The following is a 23,718-nucleotide window of genomic DNA, read 5'->3' on the forward strand; positions in this document are numbered from 1 at the left end:
CGCGTGGACCAGCTCCCGCCGATCCTCGTCCTGCTCGCCGTCTTCGCGCTGCTGCTGGGGCTGATGGCGCTGGGCTGGCGGCGCCGCGCCCGGCGCCAGCTGGCCGCCGGCCTCCCGGCCCCGGCTCCCGCCCCCGATCCGGGCTCGTGGACGCCCTCGCCGGAGGACCCGGCGCCGGCGCCCGGCGTGTACGTCAGCACCACCCTCGCCGAGCAGCATCTCGAGCGGGTCACCGCCCACGGCCTCGGCGCCCGCTCCCGGGTGCTGGTGAGCCGGGGGAGGGACGCCCAGGGCCGCGCCGGCTGGCGGCTCGACCGGGAGGGCGCCCCGTCCCTGCTCGTGCCGGCCGCCGCGGTCCAGGCCGTGACCACCGCCCCGGGCATGGTCGGCAAGTGGATGGGCGGGGACGCCCTGCTGGTCCTGCGCTGGCGCCTGGGCGGGACGCTCCTGGACACCGGCCTGCGCCTGGACTCCCGCGACGACCACGAGCGCCTGCTCCGCCCCGCCCCCGACCTCCCCGATCCCTCCGCCCCGATCTCCCGGAAGGAGACCCCATGACCACCCACCGCACCGACACCGGTCACCGCGCCGAGGCCGCGCTGCTCGTCCTCGAGGACGGCACCGTCCTGCGCGGGCGCGCCTACGGAGCCCGCGGCGCCCGTCTCGGGGAGGTCGTCTTCGCCACCGGCATGACCGGCTACCAGGAGACCCTCACCGACCCCTCCTACGCCGGGCAGATCGTCGTGCAGACGGCCCCGCACATCGGCAACACCGGCGCCAACGCCACCGACATGGAGTCCCGCCGCATCTGGGTGCGCGGGTACGCCGTGCGCGAGGCCAGCCGCATCGCCTCCAACTGGCGCAGCGAGCAGAGCCTGGACGAGCTGCTGGTCTCCAGCGAGGTCGTGGGCATCAGCGGCATCGACACCCGCATGCTCACCCGCATCCTGCGCGAGCAGGGCTCGATGCGCGGCGGCGTGTTCTCCGGCTCCGCCCTCGCCGGCGCGAGCGAGGCCGAGCTCGTCGAGCGGGTGCGCGAGCAGCCCTCCATGGCCGGCTCGAGCTTCCTCGAGGAGGTCACCATCGCCCAGCCGGTCGTCATCGAGCCCGAGGGCGAGGTCGTGGGCACCGTCGCGGCCGTGGACCTCGGCATCAAGGGCGCCACCCCGCGCCACATGGCCGCCCGCGGCCTGCGCGTGCACCTGCTGCCGGCCACCACGAGCCTCGAGGAGCTGCTGGCCGTCGAGCCGGACGCGGTGTTCTTCTCCAACGGGCCCGGCGACCCCGCCACCGCCGACCACCAGGTCGAGCTGCTGCGCGGCGTGCTGGACCGCCGGATCCCCTTCTTCGGGATCTGCCTGGGCAACCAGCTGCTGGGCCGGGCGCTCGGCTTCGGCACCTACAAGCTCAAGTACGGCCACCGCGGCATCAACCAGCCGGTGCTGGACCGCGAGACCGGCCGCGTCGAGATCACCGCCCAGAACCACGGCTTCGCCGTGGACGTGCCGCTCGAGGGCGAGCACACCGCCCCCCACGGCGAGGGCCGCTACGGCCGGGTCGTCGTCTCCCACGTGGGCCTGAACGACGACGTCGTGGAGGGCATCCGCTGCCTGGACCTGCCCGCGTACTCCGTCCAGTACCACCCCGAGGCGGCGTCCGGCCCGCACGACGCCTCGTACCTCTTCGATCGGCTCGTGGACCTCGTGCGCTCCTCCCGCACGACCCGTGCCGCCAGCTCCGATCCCGCCGTCAGCAAGGAGTCCTGATGCCCCGCCGTCCCGACATCTCGTCCGTCCTCGTCATCGGCTCCGGCCCGATCGTCATCGGCCAGGCCGCGGAGTTCGACTACTCCGGCACCCAGGCCTGCCGCGTGCTGCGGGAGGAGGGCCTGCGGGTCATCCTGGTCAACTCCAACCCGGCGACCATCATGACCGACCCGGACATCGCCGATGCCACCTACGTCGAGCCGATCGACCCGGACATCATCCGCTCCATCATCGAGATCGAGCGCCCCGACGCGATCCTCCCGACCCTGGGCGGGCAGACCGCGCTGAACGCCGCGATCGCCCTCGAGGAGCGCGGCATCCTCGCCGAGTTCGGGGTGGAGATGATCGGCGCGCGCATCGACGCGATCCACAAGGCCGAGGACCGCCAGCTGTTCAAGGAGGTCGTCGAGCGGGTCGGCGGCGAGTCCGCGCGCTCGCGGATCTGCCACACCATGGAGGACCTGCTGGACGCCGCCGAGGACCTCGGCTACCCGATGGTCGTGCGCCCCAGCTTCACCATGGGCGGCCTGGGCTCCGGCATGGCCTACGACGAGGCGGACCTGCGCCGCATCGGCGGGGACGGCCTGCACTACTCGCCGACCACCGAGGTCCTGCTCGAGGAGTCGATCCTCGGCTGGAAGGAGTTCGAGCTCGAGCTCATGCGCGACCGCCACGACAACTGCGTGGTCGTCTGCTCGATCGAGAACGTCGACGCCGTCGGCGTGCACACCGGCGACTCGGTGACCGTGGCCCCGGCCCTCACCCTCACCGACGTCGAGCTGCAGAAGCTGCGCGACCTCGGCATCGGGATCATCCGCGAGGTCGGCGTGGACACCGGCGGCTGCAACGTGCAGTTCGCCGTCCACCCCGACACCGGGCGCATCGTCGTCATCGAGATGAACCCGCGCGTCTCGCGCTCCTCGGCGCTCGCCTCCAAGGCGACCGGCTTCCCGATCGCGAAGATCGCCGCCCGCCTCGCGATCGGCTACACGCTCGACGAGATCCGCAACGACATCACCGGCACCACCCCGGCGAGCTTCGAGCCGACCCTCGACTACGTCGTGGTCAAGACCCCGCGCTTCGCCTTCGAGAAGTTCCCGGGCGCCGACCCGACGCTGACGACCACCATGAAGAGCGTGGGCGAGGCGATGGCCATCGGCCGCTCCTTCACCGAGGCCCTCGGCAAGGCGCAGCGGTCCCTGGACGTCAAGCACGCCGTCGTCGACTACTCGGCGCCGATCCCGGCCGCCGGCGAGGTCACCGACCTGCTCGACCTGGTGCGCACGCCCACCGACCACCGCCTGGTGCAGATCGCCGCGATCCTGCGCTCCGCCGCCGCGGGCATCGTGGATCCGGCCGAGACGATCGAGCGCCTCTACGAGGCCACCGCCATCGACCGCTGGTTCCTGGACCAGATGCTGCTGGTGGCGGAGATCGCCGAGCAGGTCCGCACCGCCGACGTCCTGGACCGCGACCTGCTCGAGGTCGCCAAGCGCCACGGCCTCTCCGACGTCCAGATCGGGCAGCTGCGCGGCATGGGCGACGACGTCGTCAAGGGCGTGCGCGAGGCCCTCGGCGTCAACCCCGTCTACAAGACCGTCGACACCTGCGCGGCGGAGTTCGCCTCCCGCACGCCGTACCACTACTCGACCTACGACCAGGAGAGCGAGGTCGAGCCGCGCACCAAGCCCGCGATCCTCATCCTCGGCTCCGGCCCCAACCGCATCGGCCAGGGCATCGAGTTCGACTACTCCTGCGTGCACGCCGCGATCGCGCTGGGCCTGCCCGAGGAGCAGGGCGGCCCCGGCTACGAGACCGTCATGGTCAACTGCAACCCGGAGACCGTCTCGACGGACTACGACATCGCCGACCGCCTCTACTTCGAGCCGCTCACCTTCGAGGACGTCGTCGAGGTGTACGAGGCCGAGCTCGCCGCGGGCCCCGTGGCCGGTGTGATCGTCCAGCTGGGCGGGCAGACCCCCCTGTCCCTCGCACGGCGCCTCGAGGCCGCCGGGCTGCCGATCATCGGCACCAGCCCCTCGGCGATCGACGCCGCCGAGGACCGCGGCGCCTTCGGCTCCGTCCTGGCCGCCGCCGATCTGCCCGCCCCGCCCTACGGCACGGCCTGGGGCCTGACCGACGCGGTCGAGGTCGCGCGGGGCGTGGGCTACCCGGTGCTCGTGCGTCCCAGCTACGTCCTCGGCGGGCGCGGCATGGAGATCGTCTACGACGAGGCCGGCCTGGTGGACTACGTGGGGCGCAACCTCCCCGGCGGCGGCCGCGCGGAGGCGCCGATCCTCATCGACCGCTTCCTGGACACCGCCGTGGAGATCGACGTCGACGCGCTGTACGACGGCGAGGAGCTGTACATCGGCGGGATCATGGAGCACATCGAGGAGGCCGGCATCCACTCCGGCGACTCGGCGTGCACCCTGCCGCCGGTGACGCTCTCCGGGGCGATGATCGACCGCATCCGCGCCTCGACCCTCGCGATCGCGGAGGGCGTGGGCGTGCGCGGCCTGCTCAACGTGCAGTACGCCCTGGCCCAGGACATCCTGTACGTCCTGGAGGCGAACCCGCGCGCCTCGCGCACCGTCCCCTTCGTCGCCAAGGCGACCGGAGTCCAGCTGGCCCAGGCCGCCGCCCTGGTGATGGCCGGCGACTCGATCGCCGAGCTGCGCACCCGCGGCACGCTGCCCGAGCAGGGCGACGGCACCGACCTCCCGGCCGATGCCCCGATCGCCGTGAAGGAGGCCGTGCTCGCCTTCAAGCGGTTCCGCACCCGCGAGGGACGCGCCGTCGACTCCCTGCTGGGCCCCGAGATGCGCTCGACCGGCGAGGTGATGGGCATGGACGCGACCTTCCCGCTGGCCTTCGCCAAGTCCCAGCTCGCCATCGCCGGGCAGGGCCTGCCCACCGCGGGCACGGTCTTCGTCTCGGTCGCCGACCGCGACAAGCGGGGCCTGGCGCTGCCGGTGGCGCGCCTGGCCGCGCGGGGCTTCGAGATCCTCGCGACCGAGGGCACCGCCCAGGTGCTGGGCCGCTCGGGGATCCCGTGCCGCACCATCCCCAAGGCCTCCGAGCACTCGGCCCAGGGGAGCGTCATCGAGCTGATCGAGGGCGGGCAGGTGGCCCTGGTGCTGAACACGCCCTCGGGCTCGAACTCCCGGGCCGACGGGTACGCCATCCGCGCGGCGGCGACCAGCGTGGACGTGCCGATCATCACGACGATGCAGGAGTTCCACGCGGCGGTGCAGGCGATCGAGGCGCTGCCGGAGGGATCCTTCGCGGTGACCAGCCTGCAGGCGCACGTCGCCCGGCTGGAGGCCTCCCGCGCCCGGGCCCGCGAGGACGGCCGCTCGGCGCAGCCGGCCGGAGCCGGCGCATGAGCACCGCCTTCGGCGCCCGCCTCCAGCAGTCCGTCCGCGAGCACGGGCCGATCCTCGCCGGCATCGACCCGCACGGACCGCTGCTGGCCTCGTGGGGCCTGAGCGACGACGCGGCGGGGGTGCGCGAGTTCTCCCGCCGCGCCCTCGAGGCCGTGGCCGGCGAGGTCGCGGCGATCAAGCCGCAGTCCGCCTTCTTCGAGCGCCACGGCTCGGCCGGCGTGGCCGCGCTCGAGGAGCTCCTGGCCGCGGCCCGCGAGCGGGGCGTGCTCACGATCCTCGACGTCAAGCGCGGGGACATCGGCTCCACCATGGGCGCCTACGCCGATGCCTACCTGCGTCCCGGCAGCTCCCTGGAGGCCGATGCGGTCACGCTCAGCCCCTACCTGGGCTACGGCTCCCTGGCCCCGGCCCTGGAGCACGTGCACGGGGCGGGCAAGGGCGTGTTCGTGCTGGCGCTGACCTCGAACCCGGAGGGCCACGAGGTCCAGCACGCCCGCGACGCGGCCGGGCTCAGCGTCGCCGCGGCGATGGCGGAGCACGTGCGCGCGGAGAACTCCGCGGCCCCCGCGGGGACGTGGGGGAGCGCCGGCCTGGTGGTCGGGGCGACCGTCGGTGCGGCGGTGCGCGAGCTGGGCATCGACCTGGCCGCCACCCGCGCACCGCTGCTCGTGCCCGGCTTCGGGGCGCAGGGCGCCGGCCCCGCGGACCTCCCCGAGGTCTTCGGCGCGGCGTCGTCGCAGGTCCTCGTGTCCCTCTCCCGAGGGCTGCTCTCGGCGGGCGGCGAGGTGGAGGCGCTGCGCTCCCGGGCGCGCGCGCTGCGCGCCGCCTACACGGCCGCGCAGGGGGCCGTCGGCGGCGCGTGACGCGCCCGGGGTCGCGGATTTCGCGAAGAAGCAGGCCAAAGGCGCGTAATGTGTGCGCCGCGGCGCCTTCATAGCGCTAGTCTCTACCCACCACCACGCGTCTGGCACCCGTCGGGACGCACACAACGTCGACGACAGAACAAGAGGTAATCACCGTGGCTCTTCCTCCTCTGACTCCCGAACAGCGGGCCGAGGCCCTGAAGAAGGCGGCCGAGGCGCGTCGTGAGCGCGCGGCCATCAAGGCCCGCCTGAAGGACAGCACCGGCCGTCGCGGCGAGGAGATCGCGAAGGTCCTGAAGGAAGCCGAGTCCAACGAGGTCATCGGTCGTCTGCGCGTGTCCGCGCTGCTGGAGTCCCTGCCCGGCGTGGGCAAGGTGAAGGCGCAGCAGATCATGGAGGAGATCGGCATCTCCCCCTCGCGCAAGATCCGCGGTCTCGGCTCGCACCAGGCCGACAAGCTCGTCGCCCACTTCTCCGAGTGAGCGCCCCGCACCGGGACGGGACGAGCACGCCTCCCGTCCCGGTCACGGTGCTCGCCGGGCCGACGGCCGTCGGCAAGGGGACCGTCTCCGCGGCGATCCGCCGTCGGTACCCGCAGATCCACCTGTCCGTGAGCGCGACCACGCGCGCGCCGCGGCCGGGCGAGATCGACGGGGTGCACTACCACTTCGTCTCCGACGAGGAGTTCACCCGGCTGGTCGAGGCCGGGGAGATGCTCGAGTGGGCCGTGGTCCACGGCCGCAACAAGTACGGCACCCCGCGCTCGGCGGTGATGGATGCCGTCGCGTCCGGCCGCCCGGTCCTGCTCGAGATCGATCTCGCCGGCGCCCGGCAGGTGCGCGCGACCCTTCCCGAGGCGCGCTTCGTGTTCCTCGCCCCTCCGGACTGGGAGACCCTGGTCTCCCGCCTCGTGGGGCGCGGCACGGAGGACGCCGAGGAGCGCGAGCGGCGCCTGGCGACCGCCCGGGTCGAGCTCGCGGCCGAGTCCGAGTTCGACGTCACCGTCGTCAACGACGAGGTCGACCGGGCCACCGACGAGCTCGCCGCGCTGATGGGCGTGCGCGGGACCCCGGCATCCCTGTGACCTCCCCTGATCCCGCCGTGTGAGGAAGTCGCCGGTCCCTGCGCTGTCCGCCGGGGAGCCCGGCGGCGTATCCTGGTGCGTCGGACCCACCCCACTACCGAAGGGACAGACGTGTTCGGAACCGTCGCTCAGCCCGAGGGCATCACGAATCCGCCGATCGACCGTCTGCTCGAGGACGTCGATTCCAAGTACGCGCTCGTCCTGTACGCATCGCAGCGCGCCCGCCAGATCAACGCCTACTACGCGCAGCTCTCCGAGGGCCTGCTCGAGTTCGTGGGGCCCCTGGTCGACGTGGACAACCAGGAGAAGCCGCTGTCCATCGCCCTGCGCGAGATCGACGAGGGCCTGCTGACCGTCCGCGAGGTCGACGAGAGCGAGCTCGCCGAGTCCCAGCCCGACGGCCCCGCGCCGCTCGAGCTCGGCGACGACGCGCCCGAGGTCCCGCTGGCGGACTTCAAGTTCTGACATGACCGCCGCGCGCGCACTGGCCGGAGCCCGTGTGATCGTCGGCGTCGGAGGCGGCATCGCCGCCTACAAGGCCGCGCACGTGGTGCGCGGCCTTGTCGCGTCCGGGGCCGAGGTCCGTGTCATCCCCACCGCCTCCTCGCTCGAGTTCGTCGGCGCCGCGACCTGGGAGGCTCTCAGCCACCAGCGCGTCATCACGAGCGTGTTCGAGGACGTCGACCAGGTCGCGCACGTGCGCCTGGGGCAGGAGGCCGACCTCGTCCTCGTGGTCCCGGCGACCGCCGACCTCCTCGCCCGGGTGCGCATGGGGCGCGCCGACGACCTGCTGGCCGCGACCCTGCTGGTCGCCCGCGGGCCCGTCGTGCTCGCCCCGGCCATGCACACCGAGATGTGGCTGCATCCCGCGACCGTCGAGAACGTGGAGGTGCTGCGCTCGCGCGGGACCACGGTGCTCGAGCCCGCCGTGGGGCGCCTCACCGGCCCCGACACCGGTCCCGGCCGCCTGCCCGAGCCCGAGGCGATCCTCGCCGCGGCCGCCGCGGTGCTGGCCGCCCCGTGCGAGGACGCCAGCGGCGCCCCGGTGCGGGACCTCCAGGGGGTGCGCGTGCTCGTGAGCGCCGGCGGCACCCGCGAGGAGATCGACCCGGTCCGCTACATCGCCAACCATTCCTCCGGGAAGCAGGGCTGGGCGCTCGCCCACGCCGCCCTCGCCCGCGGGGCGCAGGTCACCCTCGTCGCGGCGAACGTCGAGCTCGAGACCCCTCCGGGAGCGGAACGGGTGGACGTGCGCAGCGCCGCGGAGCTCGCGGCCGCCGTCGCCGAGCAGCGCGAGCAGGCGGACGTGCTCGTCATGGCCGCCGCCGTCGCCGACTTCACCCCGACGACCCGGTCCGCCGCCAAGATCAAGAAGGTCGACGGCCAGGACGCCCCGGCGATCCCCCTGACCCGGACCCCCGACGTGCTGCGCGGCAGCGTGCTGGCCCGCAACGAGGACCCGGGCACGGCGCCGCGGCTGATCGTGGGCTTCGCGGCGGAGACCGGGTCCGAGCACGAGTCCTCCCTCGAGCTGGCCCGGCAGAAGGCGCGCCGCAAGGGCGCGGACCTCCTGGTGTTCAACGACCTGACCGCCGGCGTGTTCGGCGCGGACTCCAACAGCGTGCGCATCCTGGACGCCGCCGGGGCCGATGTGGGAGAGGTCACCGGCAGCAAGCTGCATGTGGCCCACGGTGTGCTCGACCAGGTCCTCGCCCTGCTCGGGGACGTACCCTTGCAGGCATGAGCTCGAGCGCGCTTCGCTACTTCACCTCCGAGTCCGTCACCGAGGGCCACCCGGACAAGATCTGCGACCAGATCTCCGATGCCATCCTCGACGATCTCCTCTCCCAGGACCGCGACGCCCGCGTCGCCGTCGAGACCATGGTGACCACCGGTCTCGTCCATGTGGCGGGGGAGGTGCGCACCCAGGGGTACAGCGACGTCGCCCGCATCGTCCGCGACGTCATCCGCGACATCGGCTACGACTCGAGCCTGAAGGGCTTCGACGCGGACAGCTGCGGCATCGAGGTCTCCATCGGCGCGCAGTCCGCGGACATCGCCGCGGGTGTGGACGAGTCCTTCGAGACCCGCGCCGGCGCCGAGGCGGAGGCCTTCGCCTCCCTCGGGGCCGGGGACCAGGGCCTCATGTTCGGCTACGCCTGCAACGACACCCCCGAGCTCATGCCGCTGCCGATCCACGCCGCGCACCGGCTGTCCACGAACCTCTCGACCGCGCGCCGCGACGGCGTCCTGCCGTACCTGCGTCCGGACGGCAAGACCCAGGTGACCATCGGCTACGACGACGAGGGCGTGGCCCGCAGCGTGGACACCATCGTCGTGTCCACCCAGCACGCCGAGGAGGTCGAGCTGCTCACCCAGCTCGACCCGGCGATCCAGGGCGTGGTGATCGCCCCGGTGCTCGAGGAGCTCGCGGGCTTCGGCCTGGACACCTCGGACGTCACCGTCCACGTGAACCCCTCGGGGCGCTTCGTCATCGGCGGGCCCAAGGGCGACGCCGGCCTGACGGGCCGCAAGATCATCGTGGACACCTACGGGGGCATGGCCCGGCACGGCGGCGGGGCGTTCAGCGGCAAGGATCCCAGCAAGGTGGACCGCTCCGGGGCGTACGCCATGCGCTGGGTCGCCAAGAACATCGTCGCCGCCGGGCTCGCGGACCGCGCCGAGGTGCAGGTCGCCTACGCGATCGGCGTCGCCCAGCCGGTGGGCCTGTACGTCGAGACCTTCGGCACGGGCCGCGCCCCCGACCATGTCATCGCCGCCGCCGTGCGCAAGGTCTTCGACCTGCGCCCCGCCGCGATCATCGACGCCCTGGACCTGCTGCGGCCCATCTACCGGCGCACCTCGGTGCACGGGCACTTCGGCCGGGAGCTGCCCGAGTTCACCTGGGAGCGCCGGGACCGCGCCGACGAGCTGCAGAGGGCCCTGTGAGCGCGACCGCCCTGGACCCCGCCCTGGCCGACCGTCTCAAGCGCGACGAGCACGGACTGGTCTGCGCCGTCGTCCAGGACGCCACCAGCCGCGACGTCCTCATGGTCGGCTGGATGGACGACGAGGCGCTGCGCCGCACCCTCTCCGAGGGCCGGGTCACGTTCTGGTCCCGCAGCCGCCGGGAGTACTGGCGCAAGGGGGACACCAGCGGCCACGTGCAGTGGGTCCGCGGCATCGCCCTGGACTGCGACGGCGACACCCTCCTGGTCCAGGTCGACCAGGTCGGCGCGGCCTGCCATCGCGGCACCACCACCTGCTTCGACGGCGGTGACCTGCCCGCCGTCGTGATCGATCCCCAGGAGCGCCGGGCATGAGCGAGCACGCAGCGCGGCCCGGCGCGGGCCGGGCCCCGTCCTACCCGGAGCTCGTGGCCGGGATCGAGGGGGATCGCCTCGGCGTCGTCCAGCCCGACCGCGAGACCTTCCGCGCCCTCGCCGCGCGGCAGCGGATCGTGCCGGTCACGATCCGCCTCCTCGCCGACGAGGACACGCCGATCACGCTGTACCGCCGCCTCACCGACGGCGACGACCCCCGCGGCACCTTCCTCCTGGAATCGGCGGGGGAGGGGGAGCAGTCCCGCTGGTCGATCATCGGGGCCCGAGCCCGGGCCATCCTCACCGAGAAGGAGGGGAAGGCCCACTGGATCGGCGACGTGCCCGCGGGCCTTCCCGAGGCCGAGGACCCGATGGAGGCGCTGCGCGTGCTCACGGCGGAGTTCCGGGCCGCCCGCCTGCCGCACCTGCCGCCCTTCACCGGCGGCCTGGTCGGCTTCATCGCCTACGACGCGGTGCGGCACTGGGAGAACCTCCCGGACTCCCCGCCCGACGAGCTGGGGCTGCCGGACCTCTCCCTCCAGCTGGCCCAGGACGTCGCCGTCCACGACGCCCACGACGCCACCGTGCTGCTGGTCGCCAACGCCCTGAACATCGACGGGGCCGACGCCGGGGTCGACGCGGCCTACGACGACGCCGTCTCCCGCCTGGAGGACATGCTCGAGCGCCTGCGCCGGCCGCTGGCCCCGGGCGCGGCCGTGTACGACGTGGTGCGCGACGCCGCGCCGAAGGCCCGCACCGCGCAGCGCGAGTACGAGGCCTCGGTGCGCTCGGCCGTGCAGGACATCATCGACGGCGAGATCTTCCAGGTCGTCCCCTCCCAGCGGTTCTCCCTGCCCACGGCCGAGGACCCGCTGGACGTCTACCGCGTGCTGCGGCGGATGAACCCCAGCCCGTACATGTTCCTGCTGCGCGGCGTGGACGCGCAGGGGCGCGCCGTCGACGTGGTCGGGGCGAGCCCGGAGTCGCTGGTGACGGTGCGCGGCAGCATCGCCACCACGCACCCGATCGCGGGCTCCCGGCCCCGCGGCGAGGACCCCGCCGCGGACGAGGCCCTGGCCGCGGAGCTCCTGGCCGACCCCAAGGAGCGCTCCGAGCACCTGATGCTGGTGGACCTCGCCCGCAACGACCTGCAGCGGTTCTGCGAGCCCGGCAGCGTGGTGGTGCGCGACTTCATGCACATCCAGCGCTACTCCCACATCCAGCACATCGTCTCCACCGTGACCGGCAGCATCCGCGAGGACATGACCGCCTACGACGCCCTGCGCTCGACGTTCCCGGCGGGGACCCTCTCCGGGGCGCCGAAGCCGAGCGCCATGCGGATCATCGACCGGCTCGAACCGGTGCGCCGCGGCATCTACGGCGGCACCGTCGGCTACATCGACTTCGCCGGGGACATGGACATGGCCATCGCGATCCGCACTGCCGTGATCACCGACGGCACCGCCCATGTCCAGTCCGGCGGCGGGGTGGTCGCCGACTCGGACCCGACCATGGAGCACCGCGAGGCGCAGTCCAAGGCGGCCGCCGCCCTGCGCGCCGTCGCCAGCGCGCAGACCCTGCGGGGGATCGGCGCCCGGGGCGACGGGACGTCGGGGACGGGCCGATGAGCCGCCGCAGCGCCGTCCTGCTGGGCCTGCTGCTCTCCGCGGCGATGGCGGGACTGACCCGCACCACCTGGACCACCGCGAGCGCGATCGACCTCGCCGGCACCAGCCGCGACCTCGCGATCCTGGGCGGGGACGCCGCCCCGACCGTGGTGGCGCTGGCCCTGGTGGGCATCGCCGCGAGCCTGGCCACCTCGCTGTCCTCCGCTTGGATCCGCCTGGTGACCGGCCCCGTTCTCGTCCTCGTCGGCCTCGGCGCGGGCGCGAGCGCGCTGCAGGTGCGCCGGGACCCGCTGGCCGCCTCGAGGTCGAGCATCGCCGAGTCCGTCGGCGTGATCGGCGGGGATGCCTCCGCCCAGGCCACCGCGTGGCCTCTCGCCGTGCTCGCGCCCGCCCTCGGCCTGGTGCTGCTCGGCGTGCTGGTGCTGCGCCGGGGCGGCCGCTGGCCCCGCTCCTCCCGCTACCGCCGGACCGTCGCGGCCGATGCGCCGGAGACGGCCTTCGACCCCGCATCGGACCCGGCCGGGGCCTGGGACGCCCTGTCGCTGGGGGAGGACCCCAGCGCGGCCGCGCCCGAGGAGGAGGACGAGCCCGCCGCGCCCGAGGAGGACCGGGGTTCCGCGCCCGACAGCGCGCCCCGCAGCGGGCCCGGGCAGGCCTGATCGGCTCCGTCCCCGGTGCTGCGAGCGTGGCACAATGGGGGCGTCCTCGCCCCTGTGCCTCGCACCCGTCTGAAGAAGGATCCATGCCTCAGACCTACGCCGTTCCGCCCGCCCCGCCGCACAACGAGGGCAAGACCGTCGCCGCCTGGTCGATGACCGTGGGCGTCGTCGCCGGATCGGTCGTGGCCGCATTCGGTCTCGCGATCATGAATCTCCTGCTCATCGTGATCGGCTCGGTGGTCATCGTCGCGGCGATCATCGTGAGCGTCGCGCTGCGGTTCGCGGGCTTCGGCCAGAAGCGCTCCAGGGTCGCCAGGACGTGACCGCGGCGGCTCGGACCGACCGCGCCGCCCTCCGTGCGCGCCGCGCCGTCCTGCCCGCCGCGATCCTCGCGGCGGCCGGGGCGGGCGCCGTGCTCCTCCAGGTCACCTTCGATCCGTTCCGGCAGCACGTCCCGCTGTGCCTCGTGAACTCGCTGACGGGCCTCGAGTGCCCCGGCTGCGGGGCCACCCGGGCCGTGCACGCCCTGCTCGACGGCGACCTTCCGCTGGCCCTGCAGAACAACGCCCTGGTGATCCTGGCCATCCCGGTGGCCCTGGCCCTGCTGATCCGCTGGGCCGTCCGGCGCGCCCGCGGCGTCACGGCGGCGCCTCCCGCGCCGTCCCGCGGCGTCGTGCTGGCGGTCCTCGGGCTGGTCGCGGTCTACACCGTCGCCCGGAACCTGCCCGGGTTCGCATTCCTCGCCCCGACCTCGCTGGTCGGGGCATGACCCCCATCCCTCGGCCCCCAGGAGACCATCCGTGACGAGCACCGGCACCGTCCTCGACGAGATCATCGCGGGAGTCCGCGAGGACATGGCCGAGCGCCGTGCCCGCGTGAACGACGCCGCCCTGCGGCGCCTGGCGGCGCAGGTCGCCCCCGCCCTCGACGCCCGCGCCTCGATCGCCGGGGACGGCACCACCATGGGACTGATCGCGGAGGTCAAGCGCGCCAGCCCCTCCAAGGGGGAGCTGGCGGACATCGCCGATCCCGCACAGCTGGCCCTCGCCTACGCCGGGGCGGGTGCCGGGGCGATCAGCGTGCTCACCGAGCAGCGTCGCTTCCGCGGAAGCCTCGCGGACCTGGACGCCGTGCGCCGCGCCGTGGACGTCCCGGTCCTGCGCAAGGACTTCGTGGTGGACCCCTACCAGGTCCATGAGGCGCGCGCCCACGGCGCCGATCTGGTCCTGCTGATCGTCGCCGCCCTCGACGACGAGGAGCTGCGCAGCCTGTACGACCTCGTCGGCGAGCTCGGCATGCAGTCCCTCGTGGAGACGCACACCGAGGCCGAGCTCGAGCGCGCCCTGGACCTCGGCGCCGAGATCATCGGCGTCAACGCCCGCGACCTGAAGACCCTCGACGTCGACCTGGAGCGCGCCTCCGGGCTCATCGCGCAGATCCCGCCCGGCCCGCTGGCGATCGCCGAGTCCGCGGTCGCCGGGCCCGCCGACGTCGAGGCCTATGCCGCGGCCGGCGCCGATGCGGTGCTGGTCGGGGAGGCCCTGGTGACCGGCGCGGATCCCGCCGGGACCGCCTGCGCCTTCCGCGCCGTGCCGCGGGGCACCCGCGCCGCCGCCCCCGAGACCGATTCCACGAAGGGACCCTCTGCGTGAGCACACCCCAGAACCCGACCGGACCGACCGGACGTCCGAGCGTCGCCGAGGAGCTGCGCGCGCAGACCGGGCCGTACTTCGGGGACTTCGGCGGCAGGTTCCTGCCCGAGGCCCTGGTGCCCGCGCTCGACGAGCTCACGGAGGTCTACGAGAAGGCCCTGGTGGACCCGGAGTTCGTCGCCGAGCTGCAGCGCCTGGCCGCGGAGTACACGGGACGCCCGTCCCTGCTGAGCGAGGCCCCCCGCTTCTCCGAGCTCGCCGGCGGGGCCCGCATCCTGCTCAAGCGCGAGGACCTCAACCACACGGGCAGCCACAAGATCAACAACGTGCTCGGCCAGGCGCTCCTGACCCGGCGCATGGGCAAGACCCGGGTGATCGCGGAGACGGGCGCCGGCCAGCACGGCGTCGCCACGGCCACCGCCGCGGCGCTGTTCGGCCTGGACTGCACGATCTACATGGGCGAGGAGGACACCCAGCGGCAGGCCCTGAACGTCGCCCGGATGCGCCTGCTCGGCGCCGAGGTCGTGCCCGTCACGCACGGCTCGCGCACCCTCAAGGACGCCATCAACGAGGCCTTCCGCGACTGGGTCACCAACGTCGCCACCACCCACTACCTGCTGGGGACCGTCGCCGGGCCCCACCCGTTCCCGGTGATGGTGCGCAACTTCCACCGGATCATCGGCGAAGAGGCGCGCAGCCAGGTCCTGGAGCGCGCCGGGCGCCTCCCGGACGCCGCGGTCGCCTGCGTGGGCGGCGGCTCCAACGCCATGGGACTGTTCCATGCCTTCCTCGACGACCCGGAGGTGCGCCTGCTGGGCTGCGAGGCCGGGGGCGACGGGGTGGCGACCGGCCGGCACAGCGCCACCATCGGCGGCGGCCGCCCCGGCGTCCTGCACGGCGCGCGCTCGATGGTGATGCAGGACGAGGACGGCCAGACCATCGAGTCGCACTCCGTGAGCGCGGGCCTGGACTATCCCAGCGTCGGGCCCGAGCACGCATGGCTCGCGGACATCGGCCGGGCGGAGTACCGGGCGGTGGACGACGACGCCGCCATGGAGGCCTTCGCCCTGCTGTCGATGACCGAGGGCATCATGCCCGCGCTGGAGTCCGCGCACGCCCTAGCCGGCGCGCTGGAGCTGGGCCGGGAGCTGGGCCCCGACGCCGTCATCGTCGTGTGCCTGTCCGGGCGCGGGGACAAGGACGTGCACACCGCCTCGAGCTGGTTCGGCCTGCTCGGAGACGAGGAGCCGGGCCGCGGGGACCTGCAGGCCCTGCGCGCCCGGGCCCGCGAGGCGCTGGCCGCGACCGAGGCGCGCACCGTCGCCGCCCGCCCCACCACCCCTGAGGAGATGGCATGAGCAGCCCCACCGCCGCGCCCCACGACCCCCGCGGCGCCGCGGCCCCGCTGCGCGCCGGGGACGTCCTCGAGCGCACCCGCGCCGAGGGGCGCCCCGCGCTGATCGGATACCTCCCCGTCGGCTTCCCCGACCTGGAGGGCTCGATCGCCGCGGCCGCGACCCTGATCGACCACGGCGTCGACATGATCGAGCTGGGCCTGCCCTTCTCGGACCCGGTGATGGACGGCCCGGTGATCCAGGAGGCCGCCACCCGCGCCCTCGCCGGCGGCACCCGCACCCGCGACGTGCTGCGCGCAGTCTCCGAGCTGTCCGGGCGCGGCGCCGCGATCGTGGTCATGTCCTACTGGAACCCGATCCTCGCCTACGGCGTGGACGCCTTCGCGCGGGACCTCGCCGCCGCCGGCGGCGCCGGGCTGATCACCCCCGACCTCACGCCCGACGAGGCAGGGGAGTGGATCGCCGCGAGCGAGGCCCACGGCCTGGACCGGGTTTTCCTCGTCGCCCCCAGCTCCCCGCGGGACCGCCTGGAGTACGTCGTCGGCCACACCCGCGGGTTCGTGTACGCCGCCAGCACCATGGGCGTGACCGGCACCCGCACCTCCGTCTCCGCCGCCACCGAGGGCCTGGTCGAGCGCACCCGCGAGGCGGGGGCCCGGAACGTGTGCGTCGGCCTCGGCGTCTCCACGGGGGAGCAGGCCGCCGAGGTCGGCGCCTATGCCGACGGCGTGATCGTCGGCTCCGCCTTCGTGCGGGCCCTGCTCGAGGCCGAGCCCGGGGACCTCGCCCCGCTCGCCGCCGTCGCCGACGACCTGCGCGCCGGCATCGACCGGGCCCGTCCGGGGGCGCGCCCATGATCCTCGCCGGCATCCCCAGCTCCCCGATCTCCGCGCTGTCGATCGGTCCTCTGACCATCCACTTCTATGCGCTGTGCATCCTCGCGGGGATCGGCGTGGCCATGTGGTGGGCCACGAAGCGCTGGGTGTTCCGCGGCGGCGACGGGGACGATCTGTTCGACGTCGTCTTCGCCGCGGTGATCGCCGGCATCATCGGCGCCCGCCTCTGGCACGTCATCTCCTCGCCGGAGCCCTACTTCGGGCCCGACGGGGATCTCGGCTCGGTGCTGCGGATCTGGGAGGGCGGCCTCGCCATCTGGGGCGCCGTGGCCGGCGGCGCGCTCGCGGTGTGGTTCATGGCCCGCCGCAAGCAGGTCTCCTTCACCGTCCTGGCGGACACCATCGCCCCCACGCTGATGGTCGCGCAGGCCATCGGCCGCCTCGGCAACTGGTTCAACCAGGAGCTGTACGGCCCGCCCACGGACCTGCCCTGGGGCTGGGAGATCACCTGCGTCACCAACGGCGCACCGATCCCCGGCTGCGAGCCCGGCACCTACCACCCGACCTTCCTGTACGAGATGCTGTGGAACCTCGGCGGCGTGGTGCTGCTGCTGTTCCTCGCGCGCCGCTTCTCGCTGGGCGGCGGCCGGATCTTCTGGGCCTACGCCGCGATCTACTCGAGCGGCCGCGCCTGGATCGACGCGATGCGCACCGAGGAGGTCTTCATGGTCGGCCCGCTGCGCATCCACACCGTCGTCGCGCTGCTCACCGTGATCCTCGCCGTGGTGATGGTCATCCTCCTCACGCGGCGCAAGGCCGCGCGCGGCGGCGAGGCCGTCGCGGCCGACGGGTCCTTCACCCTCCCGGACACCACGCCGACCAGCACAGATACCGCCCCCGACACCAGCGCCGAAAGGCAAGACACGTAGTCTCGGATCGTGAAACCGGAGGGCCGCGGCGTGCGCCGCCGTGCATAGAATGCGGCCCCCGGTGTCCGCGATGGTGCTCCTGCGAAGGACACCGCCGTTCCCACCACCGGAAGGGGTGTTTCCATGCATCCGCTGTCCTCCCGCTTCTCGGCGCTCCCCGACGCCCAGGGCCTGTACCGTCCCGAGGACGAGCATGACGCCTGCGGCGTCGCCATGGTCGCCACGCTGCGGGGACGGGCCGGGCACGACATCGTCGAGCACGCCCTGACCGCCCTGGAGAACCTGGACCACCGCGGCGCCGTCGGCGCCGAGGAGAACACCGGCGACGGCGCCGGCATCATCACCCAGATGCCCGATGCGTTCGAGCGCGCCGTCGCGCCCGTGGAGCTGCCCGCCCCGGGCGCCTACGCCACCGGCATCGGCTTCCTGCCCCAGCACCCCGCCGTGCGGTCCGCCGAGCAGCGCCGCCTGGCCGAGCTCGCCGCCGAGGAGGGCCTGGAGATCCTCGGCTGGCGCGACGTCCCCGTCGTGGACGGCCTGGTCGGCCCCTCCGCCAAGGACACCCAGCCGTACTTCGCCCAGCCCTTCGTCGTGGACGCGGCGGGGGAGCGCACCGGTCTCGCGCTCGAGCGCGCCGTGTTCGTGCTGCGCCGCCGCGCGGAGCACGAGCTGCAGACCTACTTCCCCTCGCTGTCCACGCGCACGCTGGTGTACAAGGGCATGCTCACCACCGCGCAGCTGGGGAACTTCTTCCCCGACCTGCACGACGAGCGCTTCACCTCGATGCTCTCGATCGTCCACTCGCGCTTCTCGACCAACACCTTCCCCTCCTGGCCGCTCGCGCATCCCTTCCGCGTGCTCGCCCACAACGGCGAGATCAACACCGTCGGCGGAAACCGCAACCGCCTGCGCGCCGCCGAGGGCCGCATGGCCACCGACGCCTTCGGCGAGGACTTCTCCCGCCTGCTCCCGGTCAACGCCGAAGGAGCCTCCGACTCCGCGAGCCTGGACGAGATCCTCGAGCTGCTGCACCTCTCGGGCCGCTCGCTGCCGCACGCGCTGATGATGCTCGTGCCGGAGCCGTGGGAGAACGACGCCACGATGGACCCGGACCTGCGCGGGTTCTACGAGTTCCACTCGATGCTGCAGGAGCCGTGGGACGGCCCGGCCGCCCTCGTGTTCACCGACGGCACGCAGGTCGGCGCCAAGCTCGACCGCAACGGCCTGCGCCCCCTGCGCTACTGGGTGGGCGAGGACGGCCTGGTCGTGCTCGGCTCCGAGGCCGGGCTCATCCCCATGGCGCCCGACGCCATCGCCCGCAAGGGACGCGTCGCGCCCGGCGAGATCTTCGTCGTGGACACCGAGCAGGGCCGCATCATCGAGTCCGACGAGGTCAAGGCCGAGGTGGTGGGCCTGCACCCGTGGCGCGCCTGGGTCGCCGAGCAGAAGGTGCACGTCTCCTCCCTGCCCGAGCGCGAGCACGTCTCCCACTCCCGCTCCTCCGTGGTGCGCCGCCAGCAGACCTTCGGGTACACCGAGGAGGAGCTGCGCATCCTCATCGCCCCGATGGCCGCCAAGGGCGCCGAGCCGATCGGCGCGATGGGCACCGACACGCCCATCGCCGTGCTCTCGGACCGCCCGCGCCTGCTGTTCGACTACTTCACGCAGGTCTTCGCCCAGGTGACGAACCCGCCGCTGGACTCGATCCGGGAGGCCGTGGTCACGAGCCTCGGCGTGACGATCGGCGAGTCCCGCAACCTGCTGGACGCCACGCCCCTGCACGGGCGCCAGCTCGGCCTGGACTTCCCGGTGATCGACAACGACCAGCTGGCGAAGATCGTCGCGGTCTCCGCGAACCCCAACACCGCGGACTTCCACACCGTGCGTCTGCGGGGGCTGTACCCCGTCGCCGGCGGCACCGAGGCCCTCGCCGGCCGGCTGCAGGAGATCTGCGACGAGGCCGTGGCGGCGATCGACGACGGCGCGACCTTCCTGGTGCTCTCGGACCGCGACTCCAACCAGGTCCTCGCCCCGATCCCGAGCCTGCTGCTGACCAGCGCCGTGCACCATCACCTGGTGCGCACCGGGCGCCGCACCCACGCGGCCCTGCTGGTCGAGGCCGGCGACGTGCGCGAGGTGCACCATGTCGCGCTGCTGATCGCCTACGGGGCGAGCGCGGTGAACCCGTACCTGGCCATGGAGACCGCCGAGGATCTCGTGGCCCGCGACGTGGTGGGCGGGGTGAGCGCCGACGAGGCGGTCCACAACCTCATCCACGGCCTGGGCAAGGGCGTCGTGAAGATCATGTCGAAGATCGGCATCTCCACGGTCGCCTCCTACCGCGGCAGCCAGATGTTCGAGGCCGTGGGCCTGTCCAGCGAGCTGATCGACACCTACTTCCCGGGCACCACCAGCCGCATCGAGGGCATCGGGCTGGACGTCATCGCCCAGGAGACCGCCGCCCGGCACGCGCTGGCCTACCCCCTCGAGGGCGTCAGCAACGCCCACCGCCGCCTCCCGGTCGGCGGGGAGTACCAGTGGCGCCGCGAGGGCGAGCCGCACCTGTTCACCCCCGAGACCGTGTTCCGCCTGCAGCACTCCACGCGCACCCGCCAGTACGACGAGTTCCGCAGGTACACCGACCAGGTCGACGACCAGTCCCAGCGGCTGATGACCCTGCGCGGCCTCATGCGCCTGCGCACCGACGAGACCACCGCGATCCCGATCGAGGAGGTCGAGCCGGTCAGCTCGATCGTCAAGCGCTTCATGACCGGGGCGATGAGCTACGGCTCCATCTCCCGGGAGGCGCACGAGACCCTCGCGATCGCCATGAACCGCCTGGGCGGCATGTCCAACTCGGGCGAGGGCGGCGAGGACACCGAGCGCCTGCACGACCCGGAGCGGCGCAGCGCCATCAAGCAGATCGCCTCCGGCCGCTTCGGCGTGACCAGCGAGTACCTCACCTTCGCCCGGGACATCCAGATCAAGATGGCCCAGGGCGCCAAGCCCGGCGAGGGCGGGCAGCTGCCCCCGCAGAAGGTCTACCCGTGGATCGCCCGGACCCGGCACTCCACGCCCGGGATCGGCCTGATCTCGCCGCCTCCGCACCACGACATCTACTCCATCGAGGATCTGGCGCAGCTGATCCACGACGCGAAGTCCGCGAACCCCGCGGCGCGCATCCACGTGAAGCTGGTCTCCCGCTTCGGCGTGGGGACCGTCGCCACGGGCGTGTCCAAGGCGCATGCGGACGTCGTGCTGATCTCCGGCCACGACGGCGGCACCGGCGCGAGCCCGCTGAACTCCCTCAAGCACGCCGGCACGCCCTGGGAGATCGGTCTCGCCGAGACCCAGCAGACGCTCCTGCTGAACGGACTGCGCGACCGCATCACCGTGCAGGTCGACGGGCAGATGAAGACCGGCCGCGACGTCGTCATCGCCGCCCTGCTGGGCGCCGAGGAGTTCGGCTTCGCGACCGCTCCGCTGGTCGTCTCGGGATGCATCATGATGCGCGTGTGCCACCTGGACACCTGCCCGGTGGGCGTGGCCACGCAGAACCCCGAGCTGCGCGAGCGCTTCACCGGCACCCCGGAGTTCGTGGTGACGTTCTTCGAGTACATCGCCGAGCAGGTGCGCGAGCACCTCGCCGCCCTCGGGCTGCGCTCGGTCGAGGAGGCCGTGGGCCGCATCGACCTGCTGGACGTGGACGAGGCGCACCGCCACTACAAGCAGCAGGGCCTGGACCTCAGCCCCGTGCTGGCCCGGCCCGAGATCCACCCCGGGGACTTCCCGCGGCGCCGTCGCGGGCAGGACCATGCCCTCGAGCTGGCGGCCGACGTCAGCTGGATCGAGGCGGCCGCCCCCGCGCTGGAGAAGGGCGAGCCCGTCCTCATCGTCGACGAGCTGCGCAACATCCAGCGCACCGCCGGCACCCTGCTGGGCCACGAGGTCACCCGCCGGTACCGCGGCGAGGGCCTGCCCGAGGACACCATCCGCCTGCAGCTGACCGGCACCGGCGGCCAGTCCCTCGGCGCCTTCCTGCCCTCCGGCGTGACCATGGAGCTCACCGGGGACGCCAACGACTACGTCGGCAAGGGGCTCTCCGGCGGCATCATCGCGATCGGCCACGGCGCGGGCACCCCCGCCTCGCGGGCCTCCGCCGCGATCGCCGGGAACACCTGCGCCTACGGCGCGACCAGCGGGCGCATGTTCCTCGCCGGCCGCGCGGGCGAGCGCTTCGGCGTCCGCAACTCCGGGGCGACGCTGGTCGTCGAGGGCATCGGCGACCACGGCGCCGAGTACATGACCGGCGGCGCGATCGTCGTGCTGGGCCCCATCGGCCGCAACCTCGGCGCCGGCATGAGCGGCGGCACGCTGTTCGTGCTGGACCTGGACGAGTCGCGGATCAACCCCGATGATCTGCCCGGCTTCCAGGTCGGCCCCGTGCGCGCCGACCACCGTGACTTCGTCCTGGACGCCGTGCGCGAGCATGCCCGCCGCACCGGCTCCGACCTCGCCGCCGAGCTGCTGTCCGATGAGGACGCGCTGCTCGGACGGCTGCGCGAGATCGTCCCCACCGAGTTCCTGCGGGTGACGGCTCTGCGCGAGGATGCCCTCGAAGCGGGCATCGACCCCGACTCCCACGAGGTGTGGAACACGATCCTGGAGGGCTCGAATGGCTGATCCGCGCGGATTCCTGAAGAACCGGGAGCGCGAGCTGCCCCCGCGCCGTCCCGTCCCGCTGCGCCTGATGGACTGGCGCGAGGTGTACGAAGTGCGCGAGAAGGGCCAGCTGGGCCTCGTGCCCCGCCAGGCCGGACGCTGCATGGACTGCGGCATCGCGTTCTGCCACCAGGGCTGCCCGCTGGGCAACCTCATCCCCGAGTGGAACGAGCTCGTCTACCGCGAGGACTGGCACGAGGCCAGCGAGCGGCTGCACGCGACGAACAACTTCCCGGAGTTCACCGGCCGCGCCTGCCCGGCGCCGTGCGAGTCCAGCTGCGTGCTGGGCATCAACCAGCCGCCGGTGACCATCAAGAACGTCGAGGTCTCCATCGTGGAGAAGGCGTTCGACGAGGACTGGGTCACCCCCGTGGAGCCGACCCGCCAGACCGGCAAGTCCGTGGCCGTGGTCGGATCCGGCCCCGCCGGCCTGGCCGCCGCCCAGCAGCTCACCCGCGCCGGGCACACCGTGGTGGTGCTCGAGAAGTCCGACCGCATCGGCGGGCTGCTGCGCTACGGCATCCCCGAGTTCAAGCTCGAGAAGCGCTTCGTCGAGCGCCGCCTGGAGCAGATGGAGGCCGAGGGCACCCGCTTCCGCACCGGCGTCGACGTCGGCGGCACCGGGGAGGGCGCGGTGAGCATGGAGTCGCTGCAGGCCCGCTTCGACGCGGTCGTCCTCGCGATCGGCGCCTCCCGCCCGCGCGACCTGCCGGTCGCCGGCCGCGAGGCCTCCGGCATACACATGGCGATGGAGTACCTCACCGAGGCGAACCGCCGGGTCGAGGGCGACACCCTCGAGGACCCGATCGACGCCCACGGCAAGGACGTCATCATCATCGGCGGCGGCGACACGGGCGCGGACTGCCTGGGCACCGCGCTGCGCCAGGGCGCCCGCTCCGTGACCACCCTCGCGATCGGCGTGCAGCCGCCCGAGGAGCGCGACCCCGAGCGCCACCCCTGGCCCACCCACCCGGTGCTGCTGGAGGTCTCCGGCGCCCACGAGGAGGGCGGGGAGCGCTCGTACCTGGCCTCCACCACCGGCTTCGAGGTCGACGAGCAGGGGCACGTGGCCGGCATCCAGGTCGCCCGCACCCAGTTCGTCGACGGCCGCCGCGTGCCCACCCCGGGCACCGAGCAGGTGCTGCCCGCGCAGCTCGTGCTGATCGCCATGGGGTTCCAGGGCCCCGAGCAGGACGGCGCCGTCTCGGAGCTCGGACTCGAGCTCGACTCCCGCGGCAACATCGGCCACGCCGCGGACTGGGCCACCTCGGCCCCCGGCGTGTTCACCGCGGGCGACTGCGCCCGAGGCCAGAGCCTCATCGTGTGGGCCATCGCCGAGGGGCGCTCCTGCGCCGCCGCGGTCGATGCGTACCTCATGGGCTCCTCGGCGCTGCCCGCGCCGGTGAGCCCCGGTGAGTTGCCGATTACACTGTGACTGGATCTCGGTGCTGCGACCCCTCCGGCCGGTGCGCCCCCATGCGCACCGGCCGAGGGGCGCGCCCACAACAGCGA

At 73.4% G+C, this 23,718-nt stretch carries 20 protein-coding genes; all 20 read left to right on the plus strand.

Features of this window, described 5'->3' with window-relative positions; all coding sequences use genetic code 11:
• Positions 1-3 precede the first annotated feature (3 nt).
• A complete protein-coding gene (locus tag ABD234_RS00630; protein WP_051486424.1) occupies positions 4-558 on the plus strand; it encodes a PH-like domain-containing protein in 555 nt (184 codons plus the stop codon).
• Complete coding sequence (gene carA, locus ABD234_RS00635) at positions 555-1,766, plus strand: glutamine-hydrolyzing carbamoyl-phosphate synthase small subunit (protein ID WP_038370298.1); 1,212 nt, start codon at positions 555-557, stop codon at positions 1,764-1,766. Before ABD234_RS00630 ends, carA begins: the two co-directional genes overlap by 4 nt.
• Positions 1,766-5,155 carry a carbamoyl-phosphate synthase large subunit gene (carB, locus tag ABD234_RS00640; protein WP_038370297.1) on the plus strand — a complete coding sequence of 1,130 codons (3,390 nt, stop codon included), beginning with the start codon at positions 1,766-1,768 and terminating at the stop codon, positions 5,153-5,155. The genes carA and carB overlap by 1 nt, the downstream gene beginning before the upstream one ends.
• Positions 5,152-6,018, plus strand: a complete 867-nt coding sequence (gene pyrF / locus ABD234_RS00645) for an orotidine-5'-phosphate decarboxylase (RefSeq protein ID WP_038370296.1) — start codon at positions 5,152-5,154, stop codon at positions 6,016-6,018. Before carB ends, pyrF begins: the two co-directional genes overlap by 4 nt.
• A 155-nt stretch (positions 6,019-6,173) precedes the next feature.
• Positions 6,174-6,500 (plus strand): integration host factor, actinobacterial type, encoded by a 327-nt coding sequence (mihF, locus tag ABD234_RS00650; RefSeq protein WP_038370295.1) that lies wholly within the window; start codon positions 6,174-6,176, stop codon positions 6,498-6,500.
• On the plus strand, positions 6,497-7,102 hold the full coding sequence (gene gmk / locus ABD234_RS00655) for a guanylate kinase (protein ID WP_038370294.1): 606 nt from the start codon (positions 6,497-6,499) through the stop codon (positions 7,100-7,102). The genes mihF and gmk overlap by 4 nt, the downstream gene beginning before the upstream one ends.
• Positions 7,103-7,213: 111 nt before the next feature.
• A complete protein-coding gene (gene rpoZ, locus ABD234_RS00660) occupies positions 7,214-7,567 on the plus strand; it encodes a DNA-directed RNA polymerase subunit omega (protein ID WP_038370293.1) in 354 nt (117 codons plus the stop codon).
• Between the two features lies 1 nt (position 7,568).
• Positions 7,569-8,846: a bifunctional phosphopantothenoylcysteine decarboxylase/phosphopantothenate--cysteine ligase CoaBC gene (coaBC, locus tag ABD234_RS00665; protein ID WP_344353357.1), complete on the plus strand. Its 1,278-nt coding sequence runs from the start codon at positions 7,569-7,571 to the stop codon at positions 8,844-8,846.
• Complete coding sequence (gene metK, locus ABD234_RS00670; protein WP_038370290.1) at positions 8,843-10,051, plus strand: methionine adenosyltransferase; 1,209 nt, start codon at positions 8,843-8,845, stop codon at positions 10,049-10,051. Before coaBC ends, metK begins: the two co-directional genes overlap by 4 nt.
• Entirely contained in the window at positions 10,048-10,425 is a 378-nt protein-coding gene (gene hisI / locus ABD234_RS00675; RefSeq protein ID WP_038370288.1) for a phosphoribosyl-AMP cyclohydrolase, read from the plus strand. The genes metK and hisI overlap by 4 nt, the downstream gene beginning before the upstream one ends.
• Complete coding sequence (locus tag ABD234_RS00680) at positions 10,422-12,053, plus strand: anthranilate synthase component I (RefSeq protein ID WP_084148186.1); 1,632 nt, start codon at positions 10,422-10,424, stop codon at positions 12,051-12,053. The genes hisI and ABD234_RS00680 overlap by 4 nt, the downstream gene beginning before the upstream one ends.
• A complete protein-coding gene (locus ABD234_RS00685) occupies positions 12,050-12,712 on the plus strand; it encodes a Trp biosynthesis-associated membrane protein (protein ID WP_051486423.1) in 663 nt (220 codons plus the stop codon). The genes ABD234_RS00680 and ABD234_RS00685 overlap by 4 nt, the downstream gene beginning before the upstream one ends.
• Positions 12,713-12,795: 83 nt before the next feature.
• On the plus strand, positions 12,796-13,035 hold the full coding sequence (locus ABD234_RS00690; RefSeq protein WP_038370287.1) for an HGxxPAAW family protein: 240 nt from the start codon (positions 12,796-12,798) through the stop codon (positions 13,033-13,035).
• Positions 13,032-13,481, plus strand: a complete 450-nt coding sequence (locus ABD234_RS00695) for a DUF2752 domain-containing protein (RefSeq protein WP_038370286.1) — start codon at positions 13,032-13,034, stop codon at positions 13,479-13,481. The genes ABD234_RS00690 and ABD234_RS00695 overlap by 4 nt, the downstream gene beginning before the upstream one ends.
• Before the next feature lie 31 nt (positions 13,482-13,512).
• Positions 13,513-14,364, plus strand: coding sequence for an indole-3-glycerol phosphate synthase TrpC (gene trpC, locus ABD234_RS00700; RefSeq protein WP_038370285.1), 852 nt, complete (start codon positions 13,513-13,515; stop codon positions 14,362-14,364).
• Between the two features lie 53 nt (positions 14,365-14,417).
• Entirely contained in the window at positions 14,418-15,722 is a 1,305-nt protein-coding gene (gene trpB, locus ABD234_RS00705; RefSeq protein ID WP_051486462.1) for a tryptophan synthase subunit beta, read from the plus strand.
• Complete coding sequence (gene trpA, locus ABD234_RS00710) at positions 15,719-16,576, plus strand: tryptophan synthase subunit alpha (protein WP_051486422.1); 858 nt, start codon at positions 15,719-15,721, stop codon at positions 16,574-16,576. Before trpB ends, trpA begins: the two co-directional genes overlap by 4 nt.
• On the plus strand, positions 16,573-17,484 hold the full coding sequence (lgt, locus tag ABD234_RS00715; RefSeq protein WP_051486421.1) for a prolipoprotein diacylglyceryl transferase: 912 nt from the start codon (positions 16,573-16,575) through the stop codon (positions 17,482-17,484). The genes trpA and lgt overlap by 4 nt, the downstream gene beginning before the upstream one ends.
• A gap of 123 nt (positions 17,485-17,607) precedes the next feature.
• A complete protein-coding gene (gene gltB / locus ABD234_RS00720; RefSeq protein WP_038370283.1) occupies positions 17,608-22,167 on the plus strand; it encodes a glutamate synthase large subunit in 4,560 nt (1,519 codons plus the stop codon).
• Positions 22,160-23,641 (plus strand): glutamate synthase subunit beta, encoded by a 1,482-nt coding sequence (locus ABD234_RS00725; protein ID WP_038370281.1) that lies wholly within the window; start codon positions 22,160-22,162, stop codon positions 23,639-23,641. The genes gltB and ABD234_RS00725 overlap by 8 nt, the downstream gene beginning before the upstream one ends.
• Positions 23,642-23,718: the final 77 nt, after the last annotated feature.

Origin of the sequence: Brachybacterium phenoliresistens, assembly GCF_039530785.1 — a bacterium.
Taxonomy (GTDB): Bacteria; Actinomycetota; Actinomycetes; order Actinomycetales; family Dermabacteraceae; genus Brachybacterium; species Brachybacterium phenoliresistens.